This is a genomic window from Amaricoccus macauensis, assembly GCF_014201905.1.
Taxonomy (GTDB): domain Bacteria; phylum Pseudomonadota; class Alphaproteobacteria; order Rhodobacterales; family Rhodobacteraceae; genus Amaricoccus; species Amaricoccus macauensis.
In genome coordinates, this window is sequence record NZ_JACHFM010000004.1 from 15,253 (window position 1) to 40,444 (window position 25,192).

Here is a 25,192-nt window from a genome sequence, read left to right on the forward strand (position 1 = left end):
GTCAATAGCTCAACGTTCGACGCAGAGTGCAACACCCATACCGCCGCCGATGCACAGAGTGGCAAGGCCTTTCTTCGCATCGCGCCGCTTCATTTCGAACAGCAGCGTGTTGAGGATCCGGGCACCGGAGGCTCCGATCGGGTGGCCGATCGCGATCGCGCCGCCGTTCACGTTCACCTTCGACGTATCCCATCCGAGGTCGTTGTTGACCGCGCAGGCCTGCGCCGCGAACGCCTCGTTCGCCTCGATGAGATCGAGGTCGGAGGCCTTCCAGCCGGCCTTTTCCAGCGCCTTGCGCGACGCGGGGATCGGCCCGGTGCCCATGATCGCCGGATCGACACCGACCGTCGCCCACGAGGCGATCCGGGCGAGCGGCTCGATGCCGCGCTTCGCGGCCTCTTCCTCAGTCATGAGGAGCACTGCCGCCGCGCCGTCGTTGAGGCCCGAGGCGTTGCCCGCCGTCACCGTGCCGTCCTTCGAGAAAGCCGGCTTCAGCTTCTGCATCGCTTCGATCGTCGCGCCGTGCCGGATGTACTCGTCCGCGTCCACGACCGTCTCGCCCTTGCGGGTCTTCACGGTGAACGGGATGATCTCGTCCTTGAACCTGCCGGCCTTCTGCGCGGCCTCGGCCTTGTGCTGGCTCTGAACCGCGAACTCGTCCTGCTGCTCGCGGGTGATCTGGAACTGACGCGCCACGTTCTCGGCGGTGGTGCCCATGTGGTAGCCGTGGAAGGCGTCCCAGAGGCCGTCCTTGATCATCGTGTCGATGAAGGCGAGATCGCCCATCTTCTGTCCGGCGCGCAGGTGCTGCGCGTGCGTGGACAGCGACATGCTCTCCTGGCCGCCCGCGATCACGACCTTGTCGTCACCGAGCAGGATGTGCTGGGCGCCCATGGCGACGGCACGGAGGCCGGAGCCGCAGACCTGGTTGATGGTGATGGCGGTGCTCGACTGAGGCAGGCCGGCGTTGATCGCGGCCTGACGAGCCGGGTTCTGGCCCTGCGCCGCGGTCAGGACCTGACCGAGGATCGCCTGGGTTACATCTTCCGGTGACACACCCGCGCGCTCAAGCACGCCCTGGATCACCGCAGCACCGAGCGCCTGAGCCGGCGTCGTGGCGAAAGAGCCGTTGAAGCTCCCCACTGCAGTACGGCCAGCGGATGCGATTACTACGTTCGTCATGCTTCCTCCTACTGGCCCGCGGCGCCATTCTGGTCTTGCGCAGGCGAATCCTTCCCTGACGCTTCACCCTCTCGCACATGGCAAGGGCAGGCTCAACTGCCATAGGTGCGCAGAAAATCCCCCAGAGGCCGCCATACCGCCGTCCGCGCCTCGCTGCCGATGATCATCCCGACGTGACCGGTTCGTGCCACCCGAATCGCGGCGTGCGGCAGGACGGAGGCAAGCGGTCGCGCCAGCGAGGGCGGCGCGATCGAGTCGCTCTCGCCGCAGACCACGAGCGTCGGCGCGCGGATTTCCGAAGGCACGACGCGCTGGCCGAGAAATCGCCAGTCCTCCGATCCGGTCAGATTGCGGATCTGCCAGCCCACAAGCAGATCGCTCGCCGCCGCCGCCGGCATCGGCACCCCGTCGGCAAGCCAGTCCTCGAGCGCCACAAAGAGTTCCGCCGCCGGACTCGCCGGATCGAGGCGGGCGAGCTTCTGGAACTTCATCGCCGCCTGCATCGGATTGACCAGCGCGAACAGCGACTGGAGGAAGGTGACCGGCACCAGCCCGAAGGCGGCCCCCATCGACTTGAGCAACTGCTCGAAGCGCTCCGCCCCACGCGAGCGGATGAGCGTGCGCAGCGCGCCCGCGATGCCGATCCCCCGGGCGAAATTCCATGGCGCACCGATGGTGACGAGCGCCGCCACGTCCTCGGGCACCCGCGCGGCCAGCCCGACCGCGAGCGTGCCGCCCATGCAGTAGCCGATGACCGGCACCGGGCGCCCGGCGAGCGCGCGCGCCGCGGCGAGGGCCGGCACCAGCCGCCGCTCGCCGTAGGTGTCGAGGCTGAACCCCACCTCCTCGGGCCCCGGCTCGCCCCAGTCGACGAGCAGCGGCCGGAAGCCCTGCGCCGCCAGCCAGCGCAGCAGCGAGCGGCCCTTCAGGAGATCGAGGATGTAGGGGCGATTGATCAGGCTCGGCACCACGAGCACCGGCGGCCCGTCCGGCCGCGTCGCCCCGGGAACCGCTCCGAAGTCGCGCAGCCGCGTGCAGCCGTCGGACCAGATCGCCGGCGCCTCGTCGAGGCTGCGCCGGTAGGGGTGCCTCTGCCAGGTCTCGATCCCGGTCATCATCGCCTGAAGCCGCGCGGCGACTTCGGCCGTGATCTCGGTCTGGTCGAGACCGGCCACCGTCTCGCGATCCGGGGCGAGGGCTGGCAGCCATGGAAAATCCGGGCTGTCGGCGCGCGGGGCCATCGCGAGAGCCTGCCCGTAGGCCGAAAGCGCGACCGTGAGGTGAAAGATGAGCGGACTGGGTTCGCCCACCCGGTGCGGTGCGATTTCTCCCCTCACGCCAGCGGCGGACCTCCCGCCGCGGCATCGACCGCCTCGCCACCTGCCTCGTCTTGCGTCTCCGGCGCCGCGGGACCGATCCGGGTCCGCACCGCGGCGTGGACCAGATGATGCTCCCAGAGGTCGAGATATGCCCGCGCCCGGGCGGCAGGATCGTCGGCCGCCCCCCCGCGCCCGTCTCCGGCCTGCTCGTTCGTCGCCATGCAGTCCTCCCGCACACGCCCCCGGGTTTTTCGCAGATGCGAGAATGCCCTTGTTCGTACAGCCCCGCCGACGATAAGGTTGCATCAGCGAGAGGCACATTCACTAGGGGAGATGCGAGTGGCCGAGAAGCCCGAAAATGCCGCCGCCGAGCCGATCATCATCAAGAAGTATGCCAATCGCCGGCTCTACAATACCGCGAAGTCGAGCTACGTCACCCTTGACCATCTCGCGCAGATGGTCCGGGACGGTCAGGATTTCGTGGTAAACGATGCAAAGACTGGCGAGGACATCACCCGTGGTGTGCTTGCCCAGATCATCTTCGAGGAAGAAGCCAAGGGGCAGACGATGCTGCCGTCGGCGTTCCTGCGCCAGTTGATCCGCCTCTATGGCGACTCGCTGCAGGGCTTCGTCCCAGGCTATCTGGAAGCGTCGATGGAGACCTTCTCGCGCAATCAGGAAGCCATGCGCGAACAGGTCCGTCAGGCGTTCGACGCCAATCCTGCACTTGCGAACTTCGAGGCGCTGGCTCGTTCCAACATGGAATGGTTCGAGAACGCCCTGAAGATGTTCGCGCCGTTCGCCGGCGGCATGCCCGCGAAGCCGCCCGTGGCCGGTGCCTCTGCCGGCCGCAACCCGCGCAAGGACGTCGAGCTCGAGGAGCTGAAGGAACAGCTTGCCTCGATGCAGGCCCAGCTCGCGAAGCTGGTGAAGGAGGGCTGAGAGCCCACCCCGGTGCGCGCGCTCCGGCCCCGGAGCGATGGCGCGCGGACCTTACCCCACGCGTCGCGCGGTTTCGGCGATCTCAGCCCGCTCGACGCATTGCGCGGATGCCTCGCGGAGTGGCGGCAGTATCGGTTCCGCCTCCGGCCGGCCATAGAGCCAGCCCTGGAAACAGTCGATCCCCTGCTCGCGCAGCCAGATCGCGTCCGCCTCATCCTCGATGCGCTCGGCGACCGTCCCCATCTCGAAATGCCGCGCGATGCCCACGAGGCACTCCACCAGCACCTGCGCGTCCCGCTGCGCATGCACACCCCGGCAGAAGCTGCCGTCGATCTTCACGAAGTCGAAGCGGAAGTCGCGGAAGTGCCGGAACCCGGTCGCACCGGCGCCGAAGTCGTCGAGCGCGAAGGCGCAGCCGCTGCGGCGCACGTGCTCGATGAAGTCGCGGGTCTGCTCGGGGTCGCGCAGCGCCGCCGTCTCGGTCACCTCGAGGATCAGCCGCTCGCAGACCCCGCCGCCACGCCGGGTCGCCGCGGCCAGCATCCCAAGCCACGCCTCGTCACCCATGGAGAGCGGCGAGACATTCACCGAGACGCGCAGGCGCGGGGCCGCGGCAAGCGCCCGAAGTCCCGCGCGGAGCGCCGCCCGGTCGAGGGCACGGCCAAGCTCGCTCTCCTCGACCACCGGAACGAAAGCCCCCGCCGCCAGCAACTGCCCGTCCGGCAGCTGCAACCGGGCGAGCATCTCGAAGAACGCCGGGAAGCGCGGATTCGCCGCCCGCACCACCGGCTGGAAATGGAACAGCATCCGGCCCTGAGCGATCGCCTGTGCCACCTTGAACCGGAGCCGCGCCCGCGCCTCGAGCCGCGATGCCGCCAGTCCGTGCATCGGCTCCGCCAGCTTGAATGCATCGATCATGGGAAGCGGGATCATCGCGGGGCTCCTTCGGGCGGGCACTCCTGACCGTAGCGCTCACTCCCTTAAGCATCGGTGAATCGTCTCACCGTTCCCCGGACGGATCCTCGGCCTCCCGCAGCGCCGCCTCGAGCCGCGTCGTGGCGCTGCCGGGCCGCAGCGGCTGCGGCTGCCCCGGAGCCGGCGCCCAGCCGGTCAGTACGATCACCTCGAACGTCGCGGCGATGCGCCCGCCCGGCAGGGGCGCCGCGAGCGCGTAGGCCTCTTCCGTCCGGGCCAGCATCGCCCGCGGCATCGGCCGGCGCAGCCGCTCGCGCATGACGTTGGTCTCGCCCATCGCCCGAAGATCGCGCATGAGAGCGACGGCGCTGCCGTAGCTCACATCGAACCGCCGGCTGTCGGCCACCGGCATGGCGAACCCCACCCGCTGCAGGAGCCCCCCGAGATCGCGGATCTCTCCCATCGGCGCCACCCGGGGGCTGAGGCCGCCGAGGGTCGCGGTCTCCGCCGCCGCCAGTGCCTGCCTGAGCTCGCTCAGCGTCTCACCGCCGAACAGCGCCGCGAGCAACAGCCCGTCGGGGCGGAGCGCCCGGCGGCACTGCACGAGTTGCCCGACCGGATCGTTCGCCCAGTGCAGCGCGAGCGCGTGCACCACGAGATCATGCGCCCCGGGCGCAAGGTCGAGCCGCTCCGAGTCGGCCACGAGTGTCGCGCCCGCGAGCCCGAGGCGTTCCGCCCAGAGGCCCGCCTTCGGCCCGACGATCGCGGGTGCGAGAAAGCTGCGGTTAACCTCTTGCAGTCTTTCTCCGATCTCGTCGGCCACCGCCTCCTGCAGGAAGTCGGCGCCACCGATCCGGGCGGCTCGCGCCCGGCGCAGGGCGAGGAGGTCGGCATCGAACAGGGCTGGCGGGGTCGGCATCTGGCTCACCTCCTCGGCCCGCCTGAGATAAGGGGCGGCGCGCCGGATGACCATGCTCGAGACGATGACGAAGGCGGTCGTCGACGGGGTTTTCCCGCCGCGCTGCCTCGCCTGCGCGACACCGACCGAAAGCGCCGGGCGGCTCTGCGCCACCTGCTGGGGCGAGACGCATTTCATCACCGGCACCACCTGCCGCCGCTGCGGCGCGCCGCTCCATGGCGAGGCGGGGGCGGAGGACACCTGCGAGCGATGCCTTCGCCACCCGCCCGGCTGGGACCGCGGCGCCGCCGCCCTCGTCTACGGCGGCGCGGGCCGGCGCATGGTGCTGGCGCTGAAGCACGGTGACCGGCTCGATACCGCGGGCCCGCTCGCCGCATGGATGGCGGCGGCGGGCCGGCCGCTCCTCGCGGACGCCGACGTCATCGCGCCCGTGCCGCTCCACTGGTGGCGGCTGCTCCGCCGCCGCTACAACCAGTCATCCGAACTCGCCCGCCGCATTGGCCGCCTCGCGGAGAGGCCCGTCATCCCGGATCTGCTGGTGCGCCGCCGCGCCACCCCGCCGCAGGCAGGCGGCCGCGAGGCGCGCGCCGCAAACCAGGCCAATGCCTTCGCCCTCGCACGCCGTCGCAGCGTCGCGGGCCAGCGTGTGCTCCTCATCGACGACGTGCTGACGACCGGCGCGACGCTCTCGGCCTGCACCGAGGTGCTGCGCGCCGGCGGGGCCGCCGCGGTTGACGTGCTGGTTCTCGCCCGCGTTGCCTTCGACGAGTCGCTGGGCCTATAGTCGCGCCTCCCTGCGACAAGGCCCGAACGCCGATGAAGCCCGTCACCATCTACACCACCCCGACGTGCGGCTATTGTGCCGCCGCCAAACGGCTCCTCACCTCGAAGGGGGTGTCGTTCGACGAGATCAACGTCGCCGCCGACCCCGCGCGCCGCGTCGAGATGACCCAGCGCGCCATGGGTCGCCGCACCGTGCCGCAGATCTTCATCGGCGGCGCCCACGTGGGCGGCTGCGACGATCTCTATGCGCTGGAAAGCGCCGGCAGCCTCGACCGCGCGCTGGCCGGCGACTGATGCGCGCCGCACTCGTCCAGCTCACTTCCGGCGACGATCCGGGCGCGAACCTCGAGGTGACAGAAGCGCTGGTGCGCGAGGCGGCCGCGGGTGGTGCCGCGCTCATCCTGACGCCGGAATGCACCAACATGATGTCCTCGAGCCGCGAGCGGCAGCGCGAGTTCCTGCGCCCGGAGGCCGAAGACGCCACGCTCGCCCGGATGCGCGAGGTCGCCGCCGAGCTTGGCGCCTCCGTCCTCCTCGGCTCGCTGCTGCTCAAGGCCGATGACGACGCCGATGACGACGAGCGCTTCGTCAACCGCTCGTTCCTGATCGGCCCTGATGGTGGTATCGCGGCGCGCTACGACAAGATCCACATGTTCGACGTGTCGCTGAAGGACGGCGAGAGCTACCGCGAAAGCGCCGCCTTCCGCCCCGGCGACCGCGCCGTCCTGACCGAGGCCGCCGGCCTCCGGCTCGGGCTCAGCATCTGCTACGACCTGCGCTTTCCCCGGCTCTATCGCAGCCTCGCGCAGGCAGGCGCCGAGGTTCTGACCGTTCCCGCCGCCTTCACCGTGCCGACCGGCGAAGCGCACTGGCACGTGCTCCTGCGGGCGCGCGCGATCGAGTGCGGCGCCTATGTTCTCGCCCCGGCCCAGTCGGGGACCCATCCCGCCACCGCCGGCAAGCCGCGGCGCACCTATGGCCACAGCCTCGCCGTCGGCCCGTGGGGCGAGATCATCGCCGACGCGGGCGACGACGGCCCCGGCGTCACCTTCGTCGAGATCAAACGCGACGAGATCGCCCGGGCCCGCGAGATGGTGCCGTCGCTGCGCCACGACCGCGACTTCTCCGCGCCCTGATGACGGCACGGCACGATCCCCCGGAGTCTCCCCGCGACCCGGTGATCATCGCGCTCTTCAGCGAAATCGTCATGGTCGAGACGTTGACCCGCACCCGCCTCGCCCGGGTGCTGCCGAAGGGGATGGAACTCTCGCACTTCATGGTGCTGAACCACTTCGCCCGGCTCGGCGGCGAGCGCACGCCGGCGCAGCTCGCCCGCGCCTTCCGCGTGACGAAGGGCGCAATGACCAACACGCTCGCCCGCCTCGACGCCGCCGGATACGTCCACATCCGCCCGGACTGGGAGGACGGCCGGCGGAAGTGGGTGGCCCTGAGCCCGACCGGCCGCGCCGCGCGCGATCTGGCGGTCGCCGCCATCGAGCCGGTGTTCGACGACGTGGTGGCAGGCCTCGGACTCGACCGGATGCGCAGCGCGCTCCCCATCCTGCGCCGCCTGCGCGAGTTGCTGGACGAGGACGCCGCCCGGAGCGACCCCCGGCCGGGCTGACCCTATCCGAGATGCTCCAGCACCGAGCGCGCGGCCCGCAGGCCCGGCGGCTCACCGCCCCGCCCGAGCAGCCGCATCGCCTCATCACCGGCGGCTTTCTGCGCCGCCGAGGCGGCCGGATCGACCAGCAGTGCCTCGACGGCAGGACGGATCTCGCCGGGCGTGCAGTTCTCGAACAGGAATTCCGGCACTGCCCGCGTGCCCGTCACCAGATTGACCAGCGTCGCGGTATCGACCTTCACCAGCCGTTTCGCGAGCCAGGCGGTCAGCCGGTTCGTGTCGTAGCCGATCACCACCGGCGTCCCCGCCGCCGCAAGCTCGAGGCTGACCGTGCCTGACGCCGCCAGCGCCACGTCCGCCGCGGCGAACGCGGTCCGCTTGCGCATCTCCCAGCCCGCCGCATCGAACCCGCGCGGGTCGAGCACATGCGGCCAGCCGGCCGCGTCGGCCTTCAGCATCTCGTCGAGCAGGCCCACGACCCCGCGCGCCGCCGGCGCGATCACCGCGAGCTCCGGGTTCGCCGCCCGGAGCCGGCGCGCCACCTCGGCAAAGACCGGGGCGAGCCGCGTCACCTCGCCCCGCCGCGATCCGGGCAGCAGCGCCAGCACCGGCTGGCCCGGCGCGATCGCCAGCTCCTCGCGCAGGGCAGCCACCGCCTCCGGGCCCGCCTGCGGCTCGGTCGCCACCGGATGCCCGACGAAGTCGCAGGTCATGCCCGCCGCCGTCATGTAAGGCGGCTCGAACGGCAGGATGGCGAGCACGTGGTTGACGACCTCCGCCATCTTCGCCGCCCGCCCCGGACGCCACGCCCAGACCGAGGGGGCGACGTAGTGGATGACCCGCAGCCCCGGCAGCCGCTTGCGCGCCTTGCGCGCCACCCGCAGGGTGAAATCCGGGCTGTCGATCGTCACCAGCGCGTCGGGCCGGGCCGCAACCACCGCGTCCGCCGTCTCCGAGATCCGGCGCAGCAGGTTCGGCAGGCGCGGCAGCACCTCGGCGACCCCCATGACGCTGAGTTCGTCCATGGGAAAGCGGCTCACGAGCCCCTGCGCTTCCATCGAGGCGCCCCCCACCCCCTCGACCTCGACGCCGGGGGCGAGTTCGTTCAGCCCGGCGAGGAGCGCCCCCCCGAGCAGGTCGCCCGACGCCTCGCCCGCGATCATGAAAAGCCGCGTCATGTGCGCACCCTCCGCCGCAGCCGCGGATCGAGCATGTCCCGGAGCCCGTCGCCGAGCAGGTTCAGCCCCAGCACCGTCAGCACGATCGCGAGGCCGGGAAAGAGCGCGAGCCAGGGCGCGAACGCGATCATGGTCTGGCTCTCCGCCAGCATCCGCCCCCACGACGGCGTCGGCGGCTGCGCCCCGAGGCCGACGTAGGAGAGCCCCGCCTCGGCGAGGATGCCGAGCGAGAACTGGATCGTCGCCTGCACCACCAGCAGGTTCGCGAGGTTCGGCAGGATGTGCTCCACCGAAATCCGCGCCTTGCCCTTCCCCGCGAGCCGCGCCGACAGGATGAAGTCCCGCCGCCAGAGTGCCAGCGCCGCCCCGCGCGTCACCCGCGCGAAGACCGGAATGTTGAAGATGCCAATCGCAAGGATCGCGTTCAGCGCCGAGGGCCCGAGGATCGCGGTGATCATGATGGCGATGAGCAGCGAGGGAAACGCGAAGACGAGGTCGTTGCCGCGCATGATCGTCTCGTCGAGCAGCGTCCCCGGCCGGGCGGCGGCAGCGAGCCCGAGCGGAATGCCGAGCCCCATGCCGATCCCCACCGCGACGAGCGCCACGGCGATCGACACCCGCGCCCCCACCAGCAGCATGGAAAAGACGTCCCGCCCGAAGTGATCGGTGCCGAGCCAGTGCCCCGCCGATGGCGGTTGCAGCTTTGCCGCGATGTCGAGCGCCGACACGTCATAGGGCGTCCAGACGAACGAGAGAAGCGCGGCGGCAGCGACGAGCGTCACGAGGACGACGCCGACGATGGCGGAAGCGCGCCCCATCAGAGCCCCCCCGTCATGGCCGCCTCAGCCGCGGATCGACCGCGAGATAGGCGAGATCGACGACGTAGTTCACCAGCACCACGGCCACCACGAGCAGCAGGACGACGCTCTTCACCACGATGAGATCGCGCTGGCTGATCGCCTGAAACACCAGCCGCCCGAGGCCGGGCAGGAAGAACACGTTCTCGATGATGATCGCCCCCGCCAGCAGGAACGAGAACTGAAGGCCGATGATGGTGAGGACGGGAATGAGCGCATTCCTGAGCGCGTGCCGCGTCAGCACCTGCCACCGGGTCAACCCCTTGGCGCGGGCGGTGCGGATGAAGTCCTCCGACATGGTGTCGACCAGCGCCGAGCGCATCACCCGCGACAGGATCGCCGCCTGGGGCAGCGCCAGCGCCAGCGCCGGCAGCAGCAGCGCCTTCACGGCGGCCACCGGATCCGCCCAGCCGGGAAATCCCCCCGCCGGCAACCAGCGCAGGCGCACCGCGAAGAGCAGGACGAGCAGCATGGCGAACCAGAAGTTCGGCAGCGCCACGCCCACCTGCGTCGCGGCCATGATCCCGGTGTCGGTCGGCGTCCCCCGCCGCGCGGCCGCCCAGAGGCCGATCGGAAACGCGATCGCCGTCGAGAGCGCCAGCGACAGCAGCGCCAGCGGCAGCGACACCTGAACCCGGTCGAGGATCATCCCCGAAACCGGGGTGCGATAGGCATAGGAGGTGCCGAAATCCCCGGACAGCACGCCCCCCACCCAAGTGGCGTAGCGTTGCAGCGCCCCGGCATCGAGCCCGAGCTCGCTGCGCAGCGCCGCCACCGTCTCGGGCTGCGCGTTCATCCCGAGCATGAAGGAGGCGGGATCGCCCGGCACGACCTCCAGCACCAGAAAGATGACGAGGCTCGCCACGACGAGGCTCGCCACCAGCGAGGCGGTGCGGGTGAGGACGTAGCGCAGCATCAGGCCACCCGTTCAGACCTGCGGGCAGACCTGCGGGCGCGAAGGGCCGAAGCCGGCAACCGCCGGCCCCGGCAGGGCATGTGGCGCGACAGGGGCATCACTCCGCCCAATAGACCGCGGTCAGATCGGTCGCCTGCGTCGGCGAGTTCGGCCAGAGACCGCGCAGCCGGGCGTCCGCGACGCCGGTCTTCGCAAGCTGGAACAGGAAGGTGTTGACGAAGTGGGTCGCCACCCGCTCCTGCGCCGCCCGCAGCAGTTCGTTGCGCTCTTCGTCCTTGGAGGTGAAGTCGAGCCCGCGGATCAGCGCGCGCATCACCGGGTCGTCGTAGCCGAAATAGTAGTCCGGCCGGGCGTAGATCTCGATGTCCATCGGCTCGGTGTGGCTGATGATCGTCATGTCGAAGTCGTGGTTCTTGAACACCTGCTCCAGCCACTGCGCCCATTCGACGTTGACGATCTGCGGCTCGATCCCGACGGCGCGCAACTGCGACGCCACGATCTCGCCGCCGCGCCGGGCATAGGTCGGCGGCGGCAGCACGAGCGTCGGCTTCAGCCCTGTCACCCCGGCCTCGGCCAGCAGCGCCTTCGCCTTCTCGGGGTCGTGGCCCGAGAGCCCGGTCAGGTCCTCATAGGCCGCATTGTGCGGCGCGAAGTGACTGCCGATCGGCGTGCCGTAGCCGAACATGGCGCCGTCGATGATCGCCTTGCGGTCGATGGCATGGCCGATCGCCTCGCGCACGCGGATGTCGTCGAACGGCGGGCGCTTGTTGTTCATCGCGAGGATCGTCTCGCCCTCGGTCGATCCCACGATCACCTGAAACCGCGAATCTGCCTGAAACTGTGCGAGATTTTCCGGCGCCGGGAAGACCGGGAATGCGTCGATGTCGCCCGACATCATCGCCGCATAGGCCGCCGTCGGGTCGGAGATGAACTTGAAGGTGGCCCGCTCGAGCTTCGCGGGTTCGCCCCAGTAGTCGGGGTTGCGCACCAGCTCGATCCGGTCCCCCTGCACCCACTTCGAGAACTTGAAGGGGCCGGTGCCCACCGGCTGGGTCTTGTCGGTATCGATGCTCGCGGGCGAGACGATCACCGCGTCGCCCCAGGCGAGGTTCGACAGGAACAGGCCCTTCGGCTCGTCGAGGCCGATCTCGACGGTCACGTCGTCGATCGCCGTCACCTCGTTGATGCCCTTGAAGAGCTGCTTCTGGGCGTTGGTGGAATCCGGCGCCATGGCGCGGTCGAAGGAGAAGACCACGTCCTCGGCGGTGAACGCCGTGCCATCGTGCCACTTCACGCCCGGCCGCAGGTGGAAGACCCAACTGAGATTGTCCGGTGCAGGCTCCCAGCTCTCGGCGAGCGCGGGCAGCACCTCGCCGTCCGGGCCGAACCGCGTCAGCCCCTCGAAGACGTTGGCGTAAACCACCTCGTCGATCGCGGCGGCCGCGCCGGACGTGGGATCGAGGGTCGGTGGCTCGAGCTGCATCCCGACGACGATGTCGGTGCGCGGCGCGGCAAGGGCCGTGCCGGCGAGAAGCGGCGCGGCGAGGAGGGTCGCGGCGAGCAGGCGGCGAAGGGGGCTGGAGTCACGCATGAGGCGTCCTCGTGTCGGGAAGGGGCTGCATCCAGACGATCCGCTCCTCGAGGAAGTCATGCCCCTCGGGGGTGAATGCCCCCGGATCGTCGAGGAGCGCGACGTAGAGATGGGTTTCGCCGGGCAGGCTGTCGTTGCGGTAGAAAAGCGGACTGCCGCAGGTCGGGCAGAAGCCGCGCGTGACGCCGGGCGAGGAAGCGAATGCGGCGGGCGTTGCCCCGGACCACGCGAGCTGCGCGTCGGGAACGCTGACAAAGGTGGTCATCGGCGAGGCGGTGGCGCGCCGACAGCTTTCGCAGTGGCAGTGCAGCACCCAGGTCACCGGCCCGTCGAAGGCGAAGCCGATGGCGCCGCAGAGGCAGTGGCCGGTGTGGCTCATGCCACGGCCGGGCGCCGGGCGCCCTCGTGCACCGACCGGCGACGCGAAACGGCCGGGGCCGCGACCGAACCTGCTGTCATCCCTGTGCGTCCCCTCCCACCCCAAGGAGATCGCCCAACGCGCGGGCCATCACCGTGGCGGCGTCGAGCATGTCCTCGACATCGATATATTCGTCGGGTTGATGCGCAAGATCCAGTATCCCCGGGCCGTAGGCGACGCAGTTATCGAGCTTTCCGATGCGATCCACGTGCTTCTGGTCATAGGTGCCCGGCGAGACGACGTATTCCGGAGCCCGTCCGAAGCGCTCGGCGATCGCCCGGGTGAGCGCCGCGGAGACCGGCGCATCGCGCGCGGTCATGCTCGGCAGCACCTCGTGCATGTCGCGGATCGTATAGGAAAACGGCCGGCGCGCCGTGGCGCGGTCGATGGCCGCCGCGATCTCGGCCTTCACATCGCCGATCGCCTCCTCCGCGAGAAACCGCCGGTCGATCACCATGCGGCAGCGGTCAGGCACCACCGGCGCCGGCCAGCCGTCGAAGCCGTCTAGCTCCGGCTGGCCGCCGTGCACCGAGTTCAGGTTCAGCGTCGAGGCCCGCGCCTGCGGCGGCACCACCGGCATCGCGGTCCTGCGGGCGGCGAGCGCGGGATAAAGCGTCTCCTCCATCTCCGCGACGATCGCCCCCATGTGGCGGATCGCGCAGTCGCCGAGGAACGGCATCGAGCCGTGGGCGATGCGCCCCTCGGTCTCGATCTCGGCCCACCAGACGCCGCGGTGCCCGAGGCAGATGCGGTCCTTGCCGAGCGGCTCGGGAATGATGACCGCCGAGACGTGGGCGAAACGCCCGAGCCGCGCCAGATGCGCGACGCCGCCATAGCCGCCCGATTCCTCGTCCGCCGTGCCGGAAATCTCGATCGCGCCGGGGAAATCCGGGGTGTGCGAGAGAAACGCCTCGACCGCGACGATCGCCGCCGCCAGCCCGCCCTTCATGTCGCAGGTGCCACGCCCGTATATCCTGCCGTCGATCAGGTCGGCCGCGAACGGATCGGTGGTCCAGCCCTGCCCGACCTCCACCACGTCGGTGTGGCCGTTGAAGTGCACCGTCGGCCCGGGCCGCGTGCCCTCGCGCCGGGCGATGACGTTCCAGCGGGGATAGCGGTCGCTGTCACCGGGCGTGCCTTCGGCCCGGATGAACTCCGACGCGAAGCCCGTCCGCGCCAGCCGGGCGGCGATAAGCTCGCATATGTCGCGGTAGTGCTCACCCGGCGGGTTGAGCGTCGGGATGCGCACCAGCGCCTGCGTCAACGCAATGAGATCGTCCGCGCGGTCACGGATGTCGTCGGCCAGATGCATCGGGGGGTCTCCGCCTGTCCTGCCGCCAAGCTGCGGCAAGGCGGCATCCCATGTCCAGCCCGATGCGCCGCCCGGGGGGTGCCCGGGTCGGCGCCGAAGTCCTAGTCCCGATCGAGGTTTACCGTCCTCAGCCTGAGCGCATTGCCGATCACCGAGACCGACGAGAGGCTCATGGCGGCCGCCGCCAGCATCGGCGAGATCAGGATCCCGAACGCCGGGTAGAGCAGCCCCGCCGCGATCGGCACACCAGCCGCGTTGTAGGCGAAGGCGAAGAACAGGTTCTGCCGGATGTTCCGGAGCGTCGCCTTCGCGAGCCGCCGCGCCCGCACCACGCCCGCCAGATCGCCACCGGCCAGCGTGATGCCCGCGCTCTCGATCGCCACGTCGGCGCCCGTCCCCATGGCGATGCCCACGTCCGCCTGCGCCAGCGCCGGCGCGTCGTTCACCCCGTCGCCTGCCATCGCCACTTTCGCGCCCTTCGCCTGCAACTCGCGGATCACCGCCGCCTTGGTCTCGGGCGTGACGCCGGCATAGACCTCGTCGATGCCGAGCTCGGCCGCGACCGCGCGGGCGGTGCGCTCCGCGTCGCCGGTCGCCATGACGATCCTGAGGCCGAGGGCATGGAGCGCCTTCAGCGCCTCCGGCGTCGTGGGCTTCACCGGATCCGCCAGCGCCAGCGAGCCGACGTGGCGGCCGTCGACCAGCAGGTGCATCACCGTCTCACCCCGGTCGCGCGCCTCGTCGTAGGCCCGGTCATCGACCGCGTCCCCCACCATCGCGGCGTTGCCGAGGGCGATCTCCTGCCCGTTGATCCGGCCCCGCACGCCCTTCCCGGTCACCGCCTCGAAGCCTTGCGGCTCGGTCAGCGGCAGGCCCCGCGCCTCCGCGGCCCGCAGGATCGCATCGGCGAGCGGATGCTCCGAGCCCTTCTCGAGGCTCGCGGCGAGGCGCAGGATCTCGTACTCGTCGCCGCCGTTCACCGGCAGGATCGCCGCAAGCTCCGGCTTGCCGGCGGTGATCGTGCCGGTCTTGTCGAGCACCAGCGTATCGACCGACGCCAGCGTCTCGAGCGCGGCCGCGTCGCGGATCAGCACGCCCGCCTGCGCGCCCCGTCCGGTCGCGGTCATCACCGACATGGGCGTGGCCAGCCCGAGCGCGCAGGGGCAGGCGATGAGCAGGACCGAGACGGCGGCGATGAACGCCCAGGTGAGCGAGGGCTCCGGCCCGACGATCGCCCAGACGATGAACGCAAGCACCGCCACCGCGAGAACCGCCGGCACGAACCAGCCCGCCACCCGGTCGGCAAGCCGCTGGATCGGCGCGCGCGAGCGCTGCGCGGTCGCGACCATCTCGACGATGCGCGCGAGCACCGTGTCGCGCCCGACCCGCGCCGCCTCGATGACGAGGGTGCCCGAGCCATTGATCGTGGCGCCCGTCACGCTGTCGCCGGCCACCTTCTCCACCGGCACCGGCTCGCCGGTCAGCAGCGACTCGTCCACCGACGAATAGCCGTCGAGCACCGTGCCATCCACCGGCACCCGCTCGCCCGGCCGCACCCGCACCCGGTCGCCCACCACGATCGTCTCGAGCGGCACCTCGGTCTCGCCCGCGTCGGTGATCCGCCGCGCGGTCTTCGGCGCCAGATCCATCAGCGCCCGAATCGCCGAGCCGGTACGCTCGCGCGCCGCGAGCTCCAGCAGCTGCCCGAGCAGGACCAGCGTGACGATGACCGCCGCCGCCTCGAAATAGACGCCGATCTCGCCACCGTGCCCCCGGAAGCCATGCGGGAAGACGCCCGGCGCCACCGTCGCCACGACGCTGAAGAGATAGGCCGCCGTGACGCCGACCGCGATCAGGCTGAACATGTTGAGATGGCCGCTGCGGAACGACTTCGCGCCGCGCACGAGGAACGGCCAGCCGCACCAGAGCACGACCGGCGTCGCCAGCAGCAGCTCGAGCCACCGCCCCGCCGCCCCGAGATGGAGCGGCAACCCGAGCATCGGCCCCATGGAGATGACGACGAGCGGCACCGTGCAGGCCAGCGCCACCTTGAAGCGCCGGGTGAAATCCACCACTTCCGGGTTCGGCCCGCTGTCCTGCGGGATGCCCGCGGGCTCCAGCGCCATGCCGCAGATCGGGCAGTCGCCGGGATGATCCTGCTCGATCTCCGGATCCATCGGGCAGATCCAGAGCGTCCCCGGCGGCACGTCGACCGGGGGCGGCGCCTCGCCCGCGAACCCCGCCGGATCCGCCTCGAATCGCGACTGGCAGCGCGCCGAGCAGAAATAATGCCGCTGCCCCTCGTGCTTCGTCATGAAGCGGGCCGAAGCGCGATCGACGTCCATGCCGCACACCGGATCCTTCGCGGTGAGATACGTGTCCGGGTCGGCGGCGAACTTCGTGGCACAACCGGCGGAGCAGAAGTGGAAGGTGCGCCCGTCGTGCACGTGCGCGGGCTTGCCGCCATGCGGGTCGACCGTCATCCCGCAGACCGGGTCGCGGATCACCGCCGGGGCGTCAAGAACTTCAGCGGAATGCATGAGCCAAGCCTCCAAATTTCGAGCTTGCGCCCTAAATGGTCTTTCCAGTCACTGGAAGGTCAAGGGGAAGAATATGGGCGTGAGCATCGGCGAGGCGGCCGCGCAGAGCGGCCTGCCCGCGAAAACCATTCGCTATTACGAGGACATCGGGCTGGTCCGGCCGCTGCGCAGCGCCAACGGCTACCGGGCGTTCGACGGCAAGAACCTGCAGGCACTGGAATTTCTGGCCCGCGCGCGCTCCCTCGGATTCTCGATCGAGGAATGCCGCGAGCTTCTGGCGTTTCAGGCGGACGCGGAGCGCGCCAGTGCCGACGTGAAGCGGGTTGCGGTCGAGCATCTTGCGCGCATCGACGCGAAGATCGCGGAGCTGACGGCCATGCGCCGGAGTCTGGCGGATCTGGCAGAGCGGTGCGCCGGCAACGAGACACCGGACTGCGCGATCCTGCGGACCTTGGCCGGCGCCTGAGACAGCGCCGGACGAGATACGGCCGAACCGGCCCCGCGCTCACCGGGGCTCCACCGCCGGCATGGCGATGCGCTGCCATTGCGCCGCGACTTCGTCGGCGGTCACGGCCCTGATCGCCCGAAGATCGCGCGGATAGTCCACCCCGGCGGCCTCGGCGGCGCGCGTCGCGTGGAACTGACCGTTCGCCGCCCGCAGGATCCAGCCGCCTTCGCTGCACGCGTCCGAGGCGAGGAACGCGACGCCCGGTGCCACGTCGGCCGCGCGAAGCTCGTCCGGCTCCCCCTCGACACCCCACATCCGGGTCTTGGCGACGGGTGAGACGGCATTGACGACGATGCCATGGGCAACGCCCTCGGCCGCCAGCACATTGACGATGCCAACGGCCGCCATCTTGGCGGCGGCATAGGCGGCAAGCCCTTGCTGCACATACTGGGGATAGAGCGCCCGACAGGACGTCGTCAGCACGATCCGTCCGTATCCGGCCTGCCGCATGGTCGGCCACGCGGCCTGCGCGAGCCAGAGCGGCGCCTTGGCACCGACTGCCATCATGTGATCGAAGGCCGCCTCTTCGATCTCCTCGACGGCCTGATAGGCGACCCACCCGGCATTGTGGATGAAGCCGTCCAGACGGCCGTGGACCGCAACGGCCTCATCAACGAGCAGACGGCAACCGTTCCGTGATTCGAGCGAGCCCGCGATCGCCAGCGCATCGCAACCGCTCTCGCGCAGCTTGGCTGCCGCCCCCTCCGCGACCCCGGGATCGCCCCCAAAGCCGCTGGAATCGGCCCCCACGTCATGAATGATGACCGTTGCCCCGAGGTCCCCGAGAGCACGGGCATAGGCGAGGCCCAGGCCACGCCCGGCGCCGGTAATGAGGATCACTCTGTTTCTGAAGTTCATCCGGCGACTCCCATCTCGCTATCGGAATGGAGGCCGATCCACAGGCGCTTCTGACGTGGGACCGTGGAGCACTCGCAGGGATGTGCTGTCGCAAATCCGCCCTGCGGGTCACCCCGGCGACGCGGTGCGGGCGGGCTCCACGGAGTCCGCCCGAATCCGCTTGTCCTCAGGTGTCCTGACGCCCCGGGGTCGGGACGCTCGCCGGAGCCGTTCCGGTCTTGCCGGCGGCCGCGGGCTCAGGCCGCGCCACGGCGGAGTCGCCGATTGCGCCGGCCGCGCCGGCGCCGCTGAAGCTGGTACCCATGTCACTCTCCTTTTTCTTCATCACTCGGCGAGCCCGCAATCACGGGCACGCCGGAAACCCTGCACGCAATCGCTCCACCGGAAGATGCCGACACCCCATGACACGATGACGCGGGACCGACACCGGCGGCCGGACCAAACGTCCGAGTATCCGCGGCAGGATTCGACGGATCGCCGCGGGAGAGCCGCGCCTTGGCAAGCGTCTCGCAAACGATCCACGTCCCGACTTAGCGCCTTCCCGGCGCGTGTCCAGTGCATGTGCGAAGAACCTGTCCGCGACTTGCGCCGACGTGCCGGCAGCGCGGGCGATTGCACCCGGCGCCCGCGCCCGTTTGGCTCACGGGTCTCCGGTCGCGGGCGTATCGCGGGCCGGCTCTCGGCCCGGACAAACGCCGGGCTGGCCACCGACTGGGATCGCGGGCATCACTCGGGCCATGCTCGACTCATCCGCCTTCCTGAACGTCGACGCCTCGGTCACCGGACGCCGCTGGCTCGGGCCATCGGCAGAGCACGAACGCCTTGGCCTCGCGATCGCTCAGTCAAACGGCCTGCCGGAACTCGTCGGCCGCGTCCTCGCCCGGCGCGGCGTCACGCCCGCCGAGGCGGCGGCGTTCCTCGCGCCCTCGCTCCGCGACCTGATGCCCGATCCCTCGCGCCTGCGCGACATGGACAGGGCCGCGCTCCGGTTCTGGCAGGCGGTGCAGAAGCGCGAGCGCATCGCCGTCTTTGCCGACTACGACGTGGACGGCGGCGCCTCCGCCGCGTTGCTTCTCGTCTGGCTGCGCGAGATGGGCCTCGCCGCCACGCTCTACATCCCCGACCGCATCGACGAGGGCTACGGGCCGAACGTGCCGGCGATGGAGAACCTTGGCGCCGCACATGATCTGATCGTCTGCGTCGATTGCGGAACGCTCTCGCATGAGCCGATCGCCGCCGCCGGGACGGACGTCATCGTCCTCGACCACCACCTCGGCGCCGAGACCCTGCCCCCGGCCCTCGCCGTGGTGAATCCCAACCGCCAGGACGAGGACGGCAGCCTCGGCTATCTCTGCGCCGCCGGCGTCGTCTTCCTGCTCCTCGTCGCGGTCAACCGCCTCGCCCGCACTGGCGGAGCCGGCGTGCCTGACCTCCTCGGGCTTCTCGACCTCGTGGCGCTTGCCACCGTCGCCGACGTGGCGCCGCTCGTCGGGCTGAACCGCGCCTTCGTCCGGCAGGGGCTGAAGATCATGGCCCAGCGTGGCCGGCCGGGGATCGCGGCCCTTGCCGGGTCCGCCGGCGCCAACGGCCCGGTCACCGCCTTTTCCCTCGGCTTCGTGCTCGGGCCTCGGGTGAACGCCGGCGGCCGGGTCGGCGCGGCCGATCTCGGCGCCCGGCTCCTCGCCACCGCCGACCCGCACGAGGCCGCGGCCCTCGCCGCAAGGCTCGAAGCCCTGAACGCCGAGCGCCGCGCCATCGAGGCGTCAGTGCGCGCCGCCGCCGAGGCCGAAGCCGCCACCCGCCCGGACGGCCCGCTGGTCTGGGCGGCCGGAGCGGGCTGGCATCCGGGCGTCGTCGGCATCGTCGCCTCGCGGCTGAAGGACGCGTTCCACCGCCCGGCGGTGGTCATCGGCTTCGACGGCGACGCCGGCAAGGGCTCGGGCCGCTCGGCAAACGGCCTCGACCTCGGCGCCGCGATCCACCAGCTTGCCCGCGAGGGCCTGATCGAGAAGGGCGGCGGCCACCGCATGGCCGCGGGCCTCAGCCTCTCCCGCGCCCAGCTCGAGCCCGCCATGGCCCGCCTCGGCGATCTCCTCGCCTCACAGGCACCCGAGGCCGCGCCGTCGCCCCGCAGCCTGCGCATCGACGGCATCGTGGCGCCCGCCGCCGCCACGCCCGCGCTCGTCAGCGCGCTGGCCGACGCCGGCCCCTACGGGGCAGGCGCCCCCGCGCCGCGCGTGGCGCTGGCCGGCGTGCGCCTCGCGGGCACCCGGCGCGTCGGCGACAGCCACCTCGCGCTCTCGCTCGCCGGCACTGGCGGCCCCCGCCTCGAAGCGATCGCCTTCCGCGCCTTCGAGGGCCCGCTCGGCCCCTTCCTCGCCGAGCGCGTCGGCGGCGGCCTCCACGTCGCCGGACGGCTGGAGCGCGACGACTGGGGCGGCCGCACGCGCGTGAAACTGCATGTGGAAGACGCGGCACCCGGCGATTGAAACCTGCGATTTTCCGGCTTGAATCCACCGGGATGGCTCGCTACATACCCCGCGCGACCGGGCGCCCTTCGTCTATCGGTTAGGACACCAGATTTTCAATCTGGTAAGACGGGTTCGATTCCCGTAGGGCGTACCACCACCACCCGGCACTCGATTCGCCGGCACAGTCTGAAGCGACGGCACCTGGCCCCTTCGTCTATCGGTTAGGACGCCAGATTCTCAATCTGGAAAGACGGGTTCGACTCCCGTAGGGGCTGCCACCTCGCTTCTCGACCCCGCACCCGCGCGCGATCTCGCTCGTCCCCCGGTCGAGGCGCCCCTGCGGCGCAGGCGACGCCTCTCCTTGACGGTTACCCGAGATCGAAGTCGCTCGCGGAGAGCCGGCCCGTGTAGTCGGACAGCACGATGGTGAGCAACTGCTCTTCGCCATCGAGAACCAGCCTTGCCTCCACGATCGTGTCGCCGCCATCGCGGTGATAGCCGACGTCGCCCACGGCCAGATCCTCCGAATTTGCGGCACCGACGAAGCGCATCACGCCACCCGTTTCGATGGTTTCGAACTGGAACGAGTCCTGCCCCCGCTCGAAGTCGGTGACCGTCGTTGTACCGAAGAGGTTCATTTCCGGCGAGAAGTCGTAAAAATGGCGGTCGCTGATGGAAAACAGATCCCGCCCACTTCCCCCGGACATCGTCCCCATCGCGCCTCCGCCATAGAGACTGTCATTCCCGTCGCCGCCAACGAGAACCTCTTCTCCGCCTACAGGCTGGCTTTCATAGAATTGGAGCAACTCCGACCCCATCCCAAAGATGGCGTCATCGCCCGCCCCGCCATTCAGCACCTCGACCGGATTGCTGGAACTGGAGTCGGCAGCATAGATTTCGAACCCGCCGACGATCGTGTCGTTCCCCGCGCCTGCGTAGACCACGTTCGCGCCGGCGCCGGCGACGATGAGGTTGTCTCCGGTACTTCCGTTGATCGAATCGTGGCCGGAGCCGGTCTCGATGTTCTCGATGGAAACGAGCGTCGAGCGGGTGTCGCTGTCGCCCAGTCGCAGCGTTCCGAGACCAAGGTTCGCTCGCACCGCCGGCGCTCCGGCCAGAACATCGAAGCCGGAGCCTACAGGATCGATCTCGTAGACCGATCCGCTGACGTAGAGCGTATCGGTCCCGCCACCGCCGTCGATGAGGTCCGCGCCGAAGTCCACAAGGCCGACGCCGGTGGTCGGGGGCTCGTCGCCGGGCACGACCGTCCCGATCGGCCCGATGGCAAAGACATCGTCGTGCAACCCGCCGAGCATCGTGTCGTCGCCGAAGCCGCCGACGAGACTGTCGAGGCCGTTGCCGCCGTCGAGCCTGTCGTTGCCGACGCCCCCGACCAGCGTGTCGGAGCCGATGTTCCCGGTAAGCGTGTCGTTGCCGGCGTTGCCCAAAAACAGGTTGCCGGCGCCGTTGCCGACGAAGGCGTCATGCCCGGCGCCGCCGTCGATCGCCTCAATGTTCAGCAGCGCCTCGTCCGGCCACGCCTGCCCGGGGAAGCTCACGACCCCCGTGCGCAGGTCGGCACGCACCGACGTCGTGTTGCTGGTGTAGAGCGCAAGGTCGAACCCGCCCTCGCCATCGAGGACGTCCGAACCCGCGCCACCGTCGAGCGTGTCGTTGCCATTGCCCCCGAAGAGGAAGTCGCGCCCCTGCACCCCCTCAAGGCTGTCGTCGCCCCAAAAGCCATGGATCGCGTCAGCAAACGCAGTTCCACGCAGCGCATCCGCGCCGTTGGTTCCAAAGATGTCTGACATTCTGCCCCCCCGCAATTCGATGAGACTGGGATAGGACCCGAAGTCGCGCAAGCAAGATCTGCCGCTCGAAGTGCTCCTTCCGGCTTCGGATCTCTACCGACAGTACGGCCCATGCCGCCGTTCCGCCACGTCGAGGTGCAGGTGATCCTCGTGGAAGGCGTCCGAGCCCGGCCCCAGCACCGTCGAGAACGGACCGCAGGCCCCGGCGCGGGCGGTGGCGACGAGCGGTGGGGCGCCCGGCGCCACCGCGACCGGCGCGCCGGCCCCAGACCGCTCCGCCAGCCGGAAGGCCGCCATGTCGAGCGCATGGCCGAGCCCGTGCTCCGAGAGCTTCGCCCCCGGCTGGCCGTTCCTCCCTCGGCAGACATACGTGCCGGCGATGTCGAGCCCGACCAGCCGCTCGCCTGCCGCGGCCAGCACCGGCTTCACGTCCGCCGTGAGCCACGCCGCGAGCGCCCGGGCCGCGCCGCAGCTCACCACCGCCGGCGGATCAAGCGCCACGCCGGCCGCGAATCGCAGCTCGACGGGTGCCGCGACACCGCAGCCGCCCGGCCCGGTGATCTCCGGCAACGGCACCCCGACCAGCGCGTCGGCATCGCAAACCGGCCCCGCCACCGCCGGCCGTGGCAGCGGCGCCCCGGCGACCGGCACGAACACGCCCTCCGGCACCTCCCCTGCGGCGGCCGGCGCCTGCAGCGCGAGCCCGAGCACCACCAGCAGGCCGACCCGCGTCAAGCGCCCCCCGCCCGCAGCTCGCCGCGTCCGCCATTGCCGGCGAGGGCCACCTCCCCCGGGGTGGGCGACGGCAGGCAGACGAGGAAGGTCGAGCCCCGCGAGCCGGTCTCCTCCAGCGTGACCGTGCCGCCATGGCCCCGGACCAGCTCGCCCGCGATGGCGAGGCCGAGGCCCGAGCCGCCCGGCCGCGCCGAGCCCCGGAACGGCCGGAACAGGTTCTCCCGCGCCTTCTCTGGCAACCCCGGCCCGGTGTCGCGCACCCGGATCTCGGTGGTGCCGCCAACCTGGGCGGCAATGACCGTCACCGACGCCGGCTGACCCGTCGCCTCGACCGCCTGCACGCCGTTGCGCACGAGGTTCGTCAGCACCCGGAAAAGCTGGTCGGGATCGCCGCGCACCAGCAGATCCCCGGGCAGTGAGGCCGCGACCCGAGCGAGGCCGGAACCACCGCTCCCCTCGTTCTCCAGCACCTCCCCGACCAGCGGCGCAAGGCGGAAGATCGTGACGACCGGCGGCAGTTCCTCGGCCCGGCCGAAGTCGAGGGTCCGCTCGCAGAGATGGATCGCCCGCGCGAGCGAGCCCACGAGCTTCGGGGCGGTCCGCCTGACCGCCGGATCATCGCTCCCGTCGATGCGGTCGGCGAGAAGCTGCGCCGTCGTCAGCATGTTCCTGAGATCATGGCTGATCTTCGCCACCGCCGAGCCGAGCTGCGCCAGCCGCTCCTTCTGGCGCAGCGCCGAGACCAGCCGCACCTCGAGATCATGCAGCGCCACCTCGGCCTCGTGCAGCTCGCGCGCGCCCTCGCGCGGCGAGATGATCCGGGTCGAGTCCTCGGGGTCGTCGCGGAATGCGGTCATGTGCGCCACTACCCGGTCGATCGGCCGCACGATCAGACGCTGCACCGCGAGAAACAGCAGCGCCGCCGTTGCAAGGGAGAGGCCGAGCGACACGTAGAAGATCCGCTTCGCATGATCGACCAGCGCCATGCGCAGCGGCGTCTCATGCATGGTGACCTCGACGATGCCGCGCCCGGTCGCGCCCGTCACCTTGATGATGCGGTCCTGATCGAGAAAGAGCACGTGCAGCGCGTCCTGAATCCGCGTGCGTGTGTCGGAATGCACCAGATCGTAGCTCTCTGCCACCTGGCCATCGAACGGCGCGGAGAGCACGAGTTCGCGGACGCCGCCATCCCAGAGCACCACGTTCAGCAGCCCCGAGGTCTGAAGCAGGATGCTTTGCAACCCCTCCGAGGCCGCGTCGCCCGAGGAGTTCAGCATCGCGAGGGCGCCGAGTTCGCCCAGCTCCAGCCGGCTCTGCAGGTAATTATCACGGAATCGGGTGATCGACGGGACGGACACAAGTACCGTCGCAATGACGACGAAGATCACCGTCAGGCCGAGGAAGCGTCCGGAAAGCGTGTTAAGGGCCATGCGTCCCAGGGCTCACGATCTCGCGTGGAGTCTAGGCCTTGCGCCTCGCCGCCACAAGTCACCGTCCGGCCAAGCGAAAACTCGCCGGCCCGACCCGCGTGGCAGTCCGGCGGGAATCCGACGCTCCAGCGCATTCCGGGAATTGACTTTGGTGCGTCTCATCCGTAAGGCAAGCGCTCGAAATTAAGGGGAGCTCGACGCAGAGCGCTGACATCCCCGGCCGGCCCGGATCCGGCGAGACCAGGAGATGTGAGATGTCGAAGTCGAAGCGGACCTATCAGCCCAGCAACCTCGTGCGCGCTCGTCGCCACGGCTTCCGCGCCCGCATGGCGACGAAGGCTGGCCGGACCATCCTGAACCGCCGCCGCGCCATGGGTCGCAAGCGCCTTTCGGCCTGATTCCGAAGTCGCGGGACACCGCGCCGGATCGCCTGAAGCCATGCTCGACATCCTGAACCGCCGTGCGGACTTCCTCGCGGCGGCGCGTGCCGTTCGGCACACCCGACCGGGCCTGCTGTTTCAGGCGCGCCGCCGCGCCGAGGCGGAAGGCGTCGCACCGGAACGGCTGCGCGTCGGGTTCACCTGTTCGAAGAAGGTCGGCAATGCCGTCGCACGCAACCGCGCGAAGCGCCGGCTGCGCGAGGTGGCCCGGCTCGAACTGTCGGCGAACGGCCTCGCTGGCTGGGATTACGTTCTGATCGGCCGCCCCGGCGCCACGGCCGCCCGGCCGTTCGAAGACCTCCGTGCCGATCTCGTCTCGGCGCTCCGCGCGACGCACCGGCCCGACCGCCCTTCCGCCCGTCCTTCCGACCCTCCTTCTGGCCGTCCTGCAGAGGGCACGGCGCCGCAGAACACGGTTGTGCCCCGACGGCAAAGCTGAGACA

General features: G+C 70.5%; 26 protein-coding genes and 2 tRNA genes. 11 read left to right on the forward strand and 17 right to left on the reverse strand.

Going from position 1 to position 25,192, the window contains the following annotated elements:
* Positions 1–9 precede the first annotated feature (9 nt).
* The 3 genes from HNP73_RS17410 to HNP73_RS17420 form a co-directional block, all read right to left on the reverse strand.
* Entirely contained in the window at positions 10–1,182 is a 1,173-nt protein-coding gene (locus tag HNP73_RS17410) for an acetyl-CoA C-acetyltransferase (RefSeq protein WP_184152765.1), read from the reverse strand.
* Positions 1,183–1,274: 92 nt separating this feature from the next.
* The gene (locus HNP73_RS17415) at positions 1,275–2,519 is read right to left on the reverse strand and encodes an alpha/beta fold hydrolase (RefSeq protein WP_184152768.1); all 1,245 of its coding nucleotides are present in this window, start codon (positions 2,517–2,519) and stop codon (positions 1,275–1,277) included.
* On the reverse strand, positions 2,516–2,722 hold the full coding sequence (locus HNP73_RS17420; RefSeq protein ID WP_184152771.1) for a hypothetical protein: 207 nt from the start codon (positions 2,720–2,722) through the stop codon (positions 2,516–2,518). Before HNP73_RS17420 ends, HNP73_RS17415 begins: the two co-directional genes overlap by 4 nt.
* 118 nt (positions 2,723–2,840) lie before the next feature.
* On the opposite strand from HNP73_RS17420, the gene phaR reads away from it, so the two are divergent.
* Positions 2,841–3,443 carry a polyhydroxyalkanoate synthesis repressor PhaR gene (gene phaR, locus HNP73_RS17425; protein ID WP_343063363.1) on the forward strand — a complete coding sequence of 201 codons (603 nt, stop codon included), beginning with the start codon at positions 2,841–2,843 and terminating at the stop codon, positions 3,441–3,443.
* A gap of 51 nt (positions 3,444–3,494) precedes the next feature.
* Here phaR and HNP73_RS17430 read toward each other — a convergent pair whose 3' ends face one another.
* Together HNP73_RS17430 and HNP73_RS17435 are read right to left on the reverse strand one after the other, a co-directional pair.
* A complete protein-coding gene (locus HNP73_RS17430; RefSeq protein WP_184152777.1) occupies positions 3,495–4,376 on the reverse strand; it encodes an EAL domain-containing protein in 882 nt (293 codons plus the stop codon).
* 67 nt (positions 4,377–4,443) lie between these two features.
* A complete protein-coding gene (locus HNP73_RS17435; protein ID WP_184152780.1) occupies positions 4,444–5,277 on the reverse strand; it encodes a methyltransferase domain-containing protein in 834 nt (277 codons plus the stop codon).
* A 46-nt stretch (positions 5,278–5,323) separates the two neighbouring features.
* Between HNP73_RS17435 and HNP73_RS17440 the strand changes: the two genes are divergently transcribed.
* From HNP73_RS17440 to HNP73_RS17455, 4 genes are read left to right on the forward strand one after another with little or no spacing between them, the layout of a single operon-like run.
* A complete protein-coding gene (locus HNP73_RS17440) occupies positions 5,324–6,061 on the forward strand; it encodes a ComF family protein (RefSeq protein WP_184152785.1) in 738 nt (245 codons plus the stop codon).
* A gap of 32 nt (positions 6,062–6,093) precedes the next feature.
* Entirely contained in the window at positions 6,094–6,354 is a 261-nt protein-coding gene (gene grxC / locus HNP73_RS17445) for a glutaredoxin 3 (protein ID WP_184152787.1), read from the forward strand.
* Positions 6,354–7,196: a carbon-nitrogen hydrolase family protein gene (locus HNP73_RS17450; RefSeq protein WP_184152791.1), complete on the forward strand. Its 843-nt coding sequence runs from the start codon at positions 6,354–6,356 to the stop codon at positions 7,194–7,196. Before grxC ends, HNP73_RS17450 begins: the two co-directional genes overlap by 1 nt.
* Positions 7,196–7,684, forward strand: coding sequence for a MarR family winged helix-turn-helix transcriptional regulator (locus HNP73_RS17455; protein WP_184152795.1), 489 nt, complete (start codon positions 7,196–7,198; stop codon positions 7,682–7,684). Before HNP73_RS17450 ends, HNP73_RS17455 begins: the two co-directional genes overlap by 1 nt.
* 2 nt (positions 7,685–7,686) lie before the next feature.
* On the opposite strand, the gene lpxB is transcribed toward HNP73_RS17455, so the two are convergent.
* From lpxB to HNP73_RS17490, 7 genes are all read right to left on the reverse strand, one after another.
* Positions 7,687–8,862, reverse strand: coding sequence for a lipid-A-disaccharide synthase (lpxB, locus tag HNP73_RS17460; protein WP_184152798.1), 1,176 nt, complete (start codon positions 8,860–8,862; stop codon positions 7,687–7,689).
* A complete protein-coding gene (locus tag HNP73_RS17465; RefSeq protein WP_184152802.1) occupies positions 8,859–9,680 on the reverse strand; it encodes an ABC transporter permease in 822 nt (273 codons plus the stop codon). Before HNP73_RS17465 ends, lpxB begins: the two co-directional genes overlap by 4 nt.
* 13 nt (positions 9,681–9,693) lie before the next feature.
* A complete protein-coding gene (locus HNP73_RS17470; protein WP_184152805.1) occupies positions 9,694–10,635 on the reverse strand; it encodes an ABC transporter permease in 942 nt (313 codons plus the stop codon).
* A 97-nt stretch (positions 10,636–10,732) separates the two neighbouring features.
* Positions 10,733–12,226 (reverse strand): ABC transporter substrate-binding protein, encoded by a 1,494-nt coding sequence (locus tag HNP73_RS17475; protein WP_184152808.1) that lies wholly within the window; start codon positions 12,224–12,226, stop codon positions 10,733–10,735.
* Positions 12,219–12,605, reverse strand: coding sequence for a GFA family protein (locus HNP73_RS17480; RefSeq protein WP_184152811.1), 387 nt, complete (start codon positions 12,603–12,605; stop codon positions 12,219–12,221). Before HNP73_RS17480 ends, HNP73_RS17475 begins: the two co-directional genes overlap by 8 nt.
* Before the next feature lie 76 nt (positions 12,606–12,681).
* A complete protein-coding gene (locus tag HNP73_RS17485) occupies positions 12,682–13,956 on the reverse strand; it encodes an acetylornithine deacetylase/succinyl-diaminopimelate desuccinylase family protein (RefSeq protein ID WP_184152814.1) in 1,275 nt (424 codons plus the stop codon).
* 101 nt (positions 13,957–14,057) lie between these two features.
* Positions 14,058–16,496, reverse strand: coding sequence for a heavy metal translocating P-type ATPase (locus HNP73_RS17490; RefSeq protein ID WP_184152817.1), 2,439 nt, complete (start codon positions 16,494–16,496; stop codon positions 14,058–14,060).
* A gap of 79 nt (positions 16,497–16,575) precedes the next feature.
* Here HNP73_RS17490 and HNP73_RS17495 point away from each other — a divergent pair, with 79 nt between their 5' ends.
* Positions 16,576–16,962 carry a MerR family DNA-binding protein gene (locus HNP73_RS17495; protein ID WP_184153835.1) on the forward strand — a complete coding sequence of 129 codons (387 nt, stop codon included), beginning with the start codon at positions 16,576–16,578 and terminating at the stop codon, positions 16,960–16,962.
* 39 nt (positions 16,963–17,001) lie between these two features.
* On the opposite strand, the gene HNP73_RS17500 is transcribed toward HNP73_RS17495, so the two are convergent.
* Entirely contained in the window at positions 17,002–17,862 is an 861-nt protein-coding gene (locus tag HNP73_RS17500) for an SDR family NAD(P)-dependent oxidoreductase (RefSeq protein ID WP_184152819.1), read from the reverse strand.
* A 166-nt stretch (positions 17,863–18,028) separates the two neighbouring features.
* A complete protein-coding gene (locus HNP73_RS17505; RefSeq protein WP_184152822.1) occupies positions 18,029–18,166 on the reverse strand; it encodes a hypothetical protein in 138 nt (45 codons plus the stop codon).
* A gap of 433 nt (positions 18,167–18,599) precedes the next feature.
* Here HNP73_RS17505 and recJ point away from each other — a divergent pair, with 433 nt between their 5' ends.
* The 3 genes from recJ (at position 18,600) to HNP73_RS17520 (ending at position 20,611) form a co-directional block, all read left to right on the forward strand.
* Positions 18,600–20,351, forward strand: coding sequence for a single-stranded-DNA-specific exonuclease RecJ (gene recJ / locus HNP73_RS17510; RefSeq protein ID WP_184152825.1), 1,752 nt, complete (start codon positions 18,600–18,602; stop codon positions 20,349–20,351).
* Between the two features lie 61 nt (positions 20,352–20,412).
* Positions 20,413–20,487 (forward strand) — tRNA-Glu (locus tag HNP73_RS17515).
* A gap of 49 nt (positions 20,488–20,536) precedes the next feature.
* Positions 20,537–20,611, forward strand: a tRNA-Glu gene (locus HNP73_RS17520).
* Between the two features lie 90 nt (positions 20,612–20,701).
* Here HNP73_RS17520 and HNP73_RS17525 read toward each other — a convergent pair.
* The 3 genes from HNP73_RS17525 to HNP73_RS17535 all read right to left on the reverse strand — a co-directional run bounded on the left by HNP73_RS17525 (position 20,702) and on the right by HNP73_RS17535 (position 24,309).
* Positions 20,702–22,144: a calcium-binding protein gene (locus HNP73_RS17525; protein WP_184152828.1), complete on the reverse strand. Its 1,443-nt coding sequence runs from the start codon at positions 22,142–22,144 to the stop codon at positions 20,702–20,704.
* A gap of 93 nt (positions 22,145–22,237) precedes the next feature.
* Positions 22,238–22,879, reverse strand: a complete 642-nt coding sequence (locus tag HNP73_RS17530) for an extensin family protein (protein ID WP_184152831.1) — start codon at positions 22,877–22,879, stop codon at positions 22,238–22,240.
* Complete coding sequence (locus HNP73_RS17535; RefSeq protein WP_184152834.1) at positions 22,876–24,309, reverse strand: sensor histidine kinase; 1,434 nt, start codon at positions 24,307–24,309, stop codon at positions 22,876–22,878. Before HNP73_RS17535 ends, HNP73_RS17530 begins: the two co-directional genes overlap by 4 nt.
* A 254-nt stretch (positions 24,310–24,563) precedes the next feature.
* Between HNP73_RS17535 and rpmH the strand changes: the two genes are divergently transcribed.
* Both rpmH and rnpA read left to right on the forward strand, forming a co-directional pair.
* Positions 24,564–24,707, forward strand: coding sequence for a 50S ribosomal protein L34 (gene rpmH, locus HNP73_RS17540; RefSeq protein WP_184152837.1), 144 nt, complete (start codon positions 24,564–24,566; stop codon positions 24,705–24,707).
* A gap of 40 nt (positions 24,708–24,747) precedes the next feature.
* Positions 24,748–25,188 (forward strand): ribonuclease P protein component, encoded by a 441-nt coding sequence (rnpA, locus tag HNP73_RS17545; protein ID WP_184152840.1) that lies wholly within the window; start codon positions 24,748–24,750, stop codon positions 25,186–25,188.
* Positions 25,189–25,192: the final 4 nt, after the last annotated feature.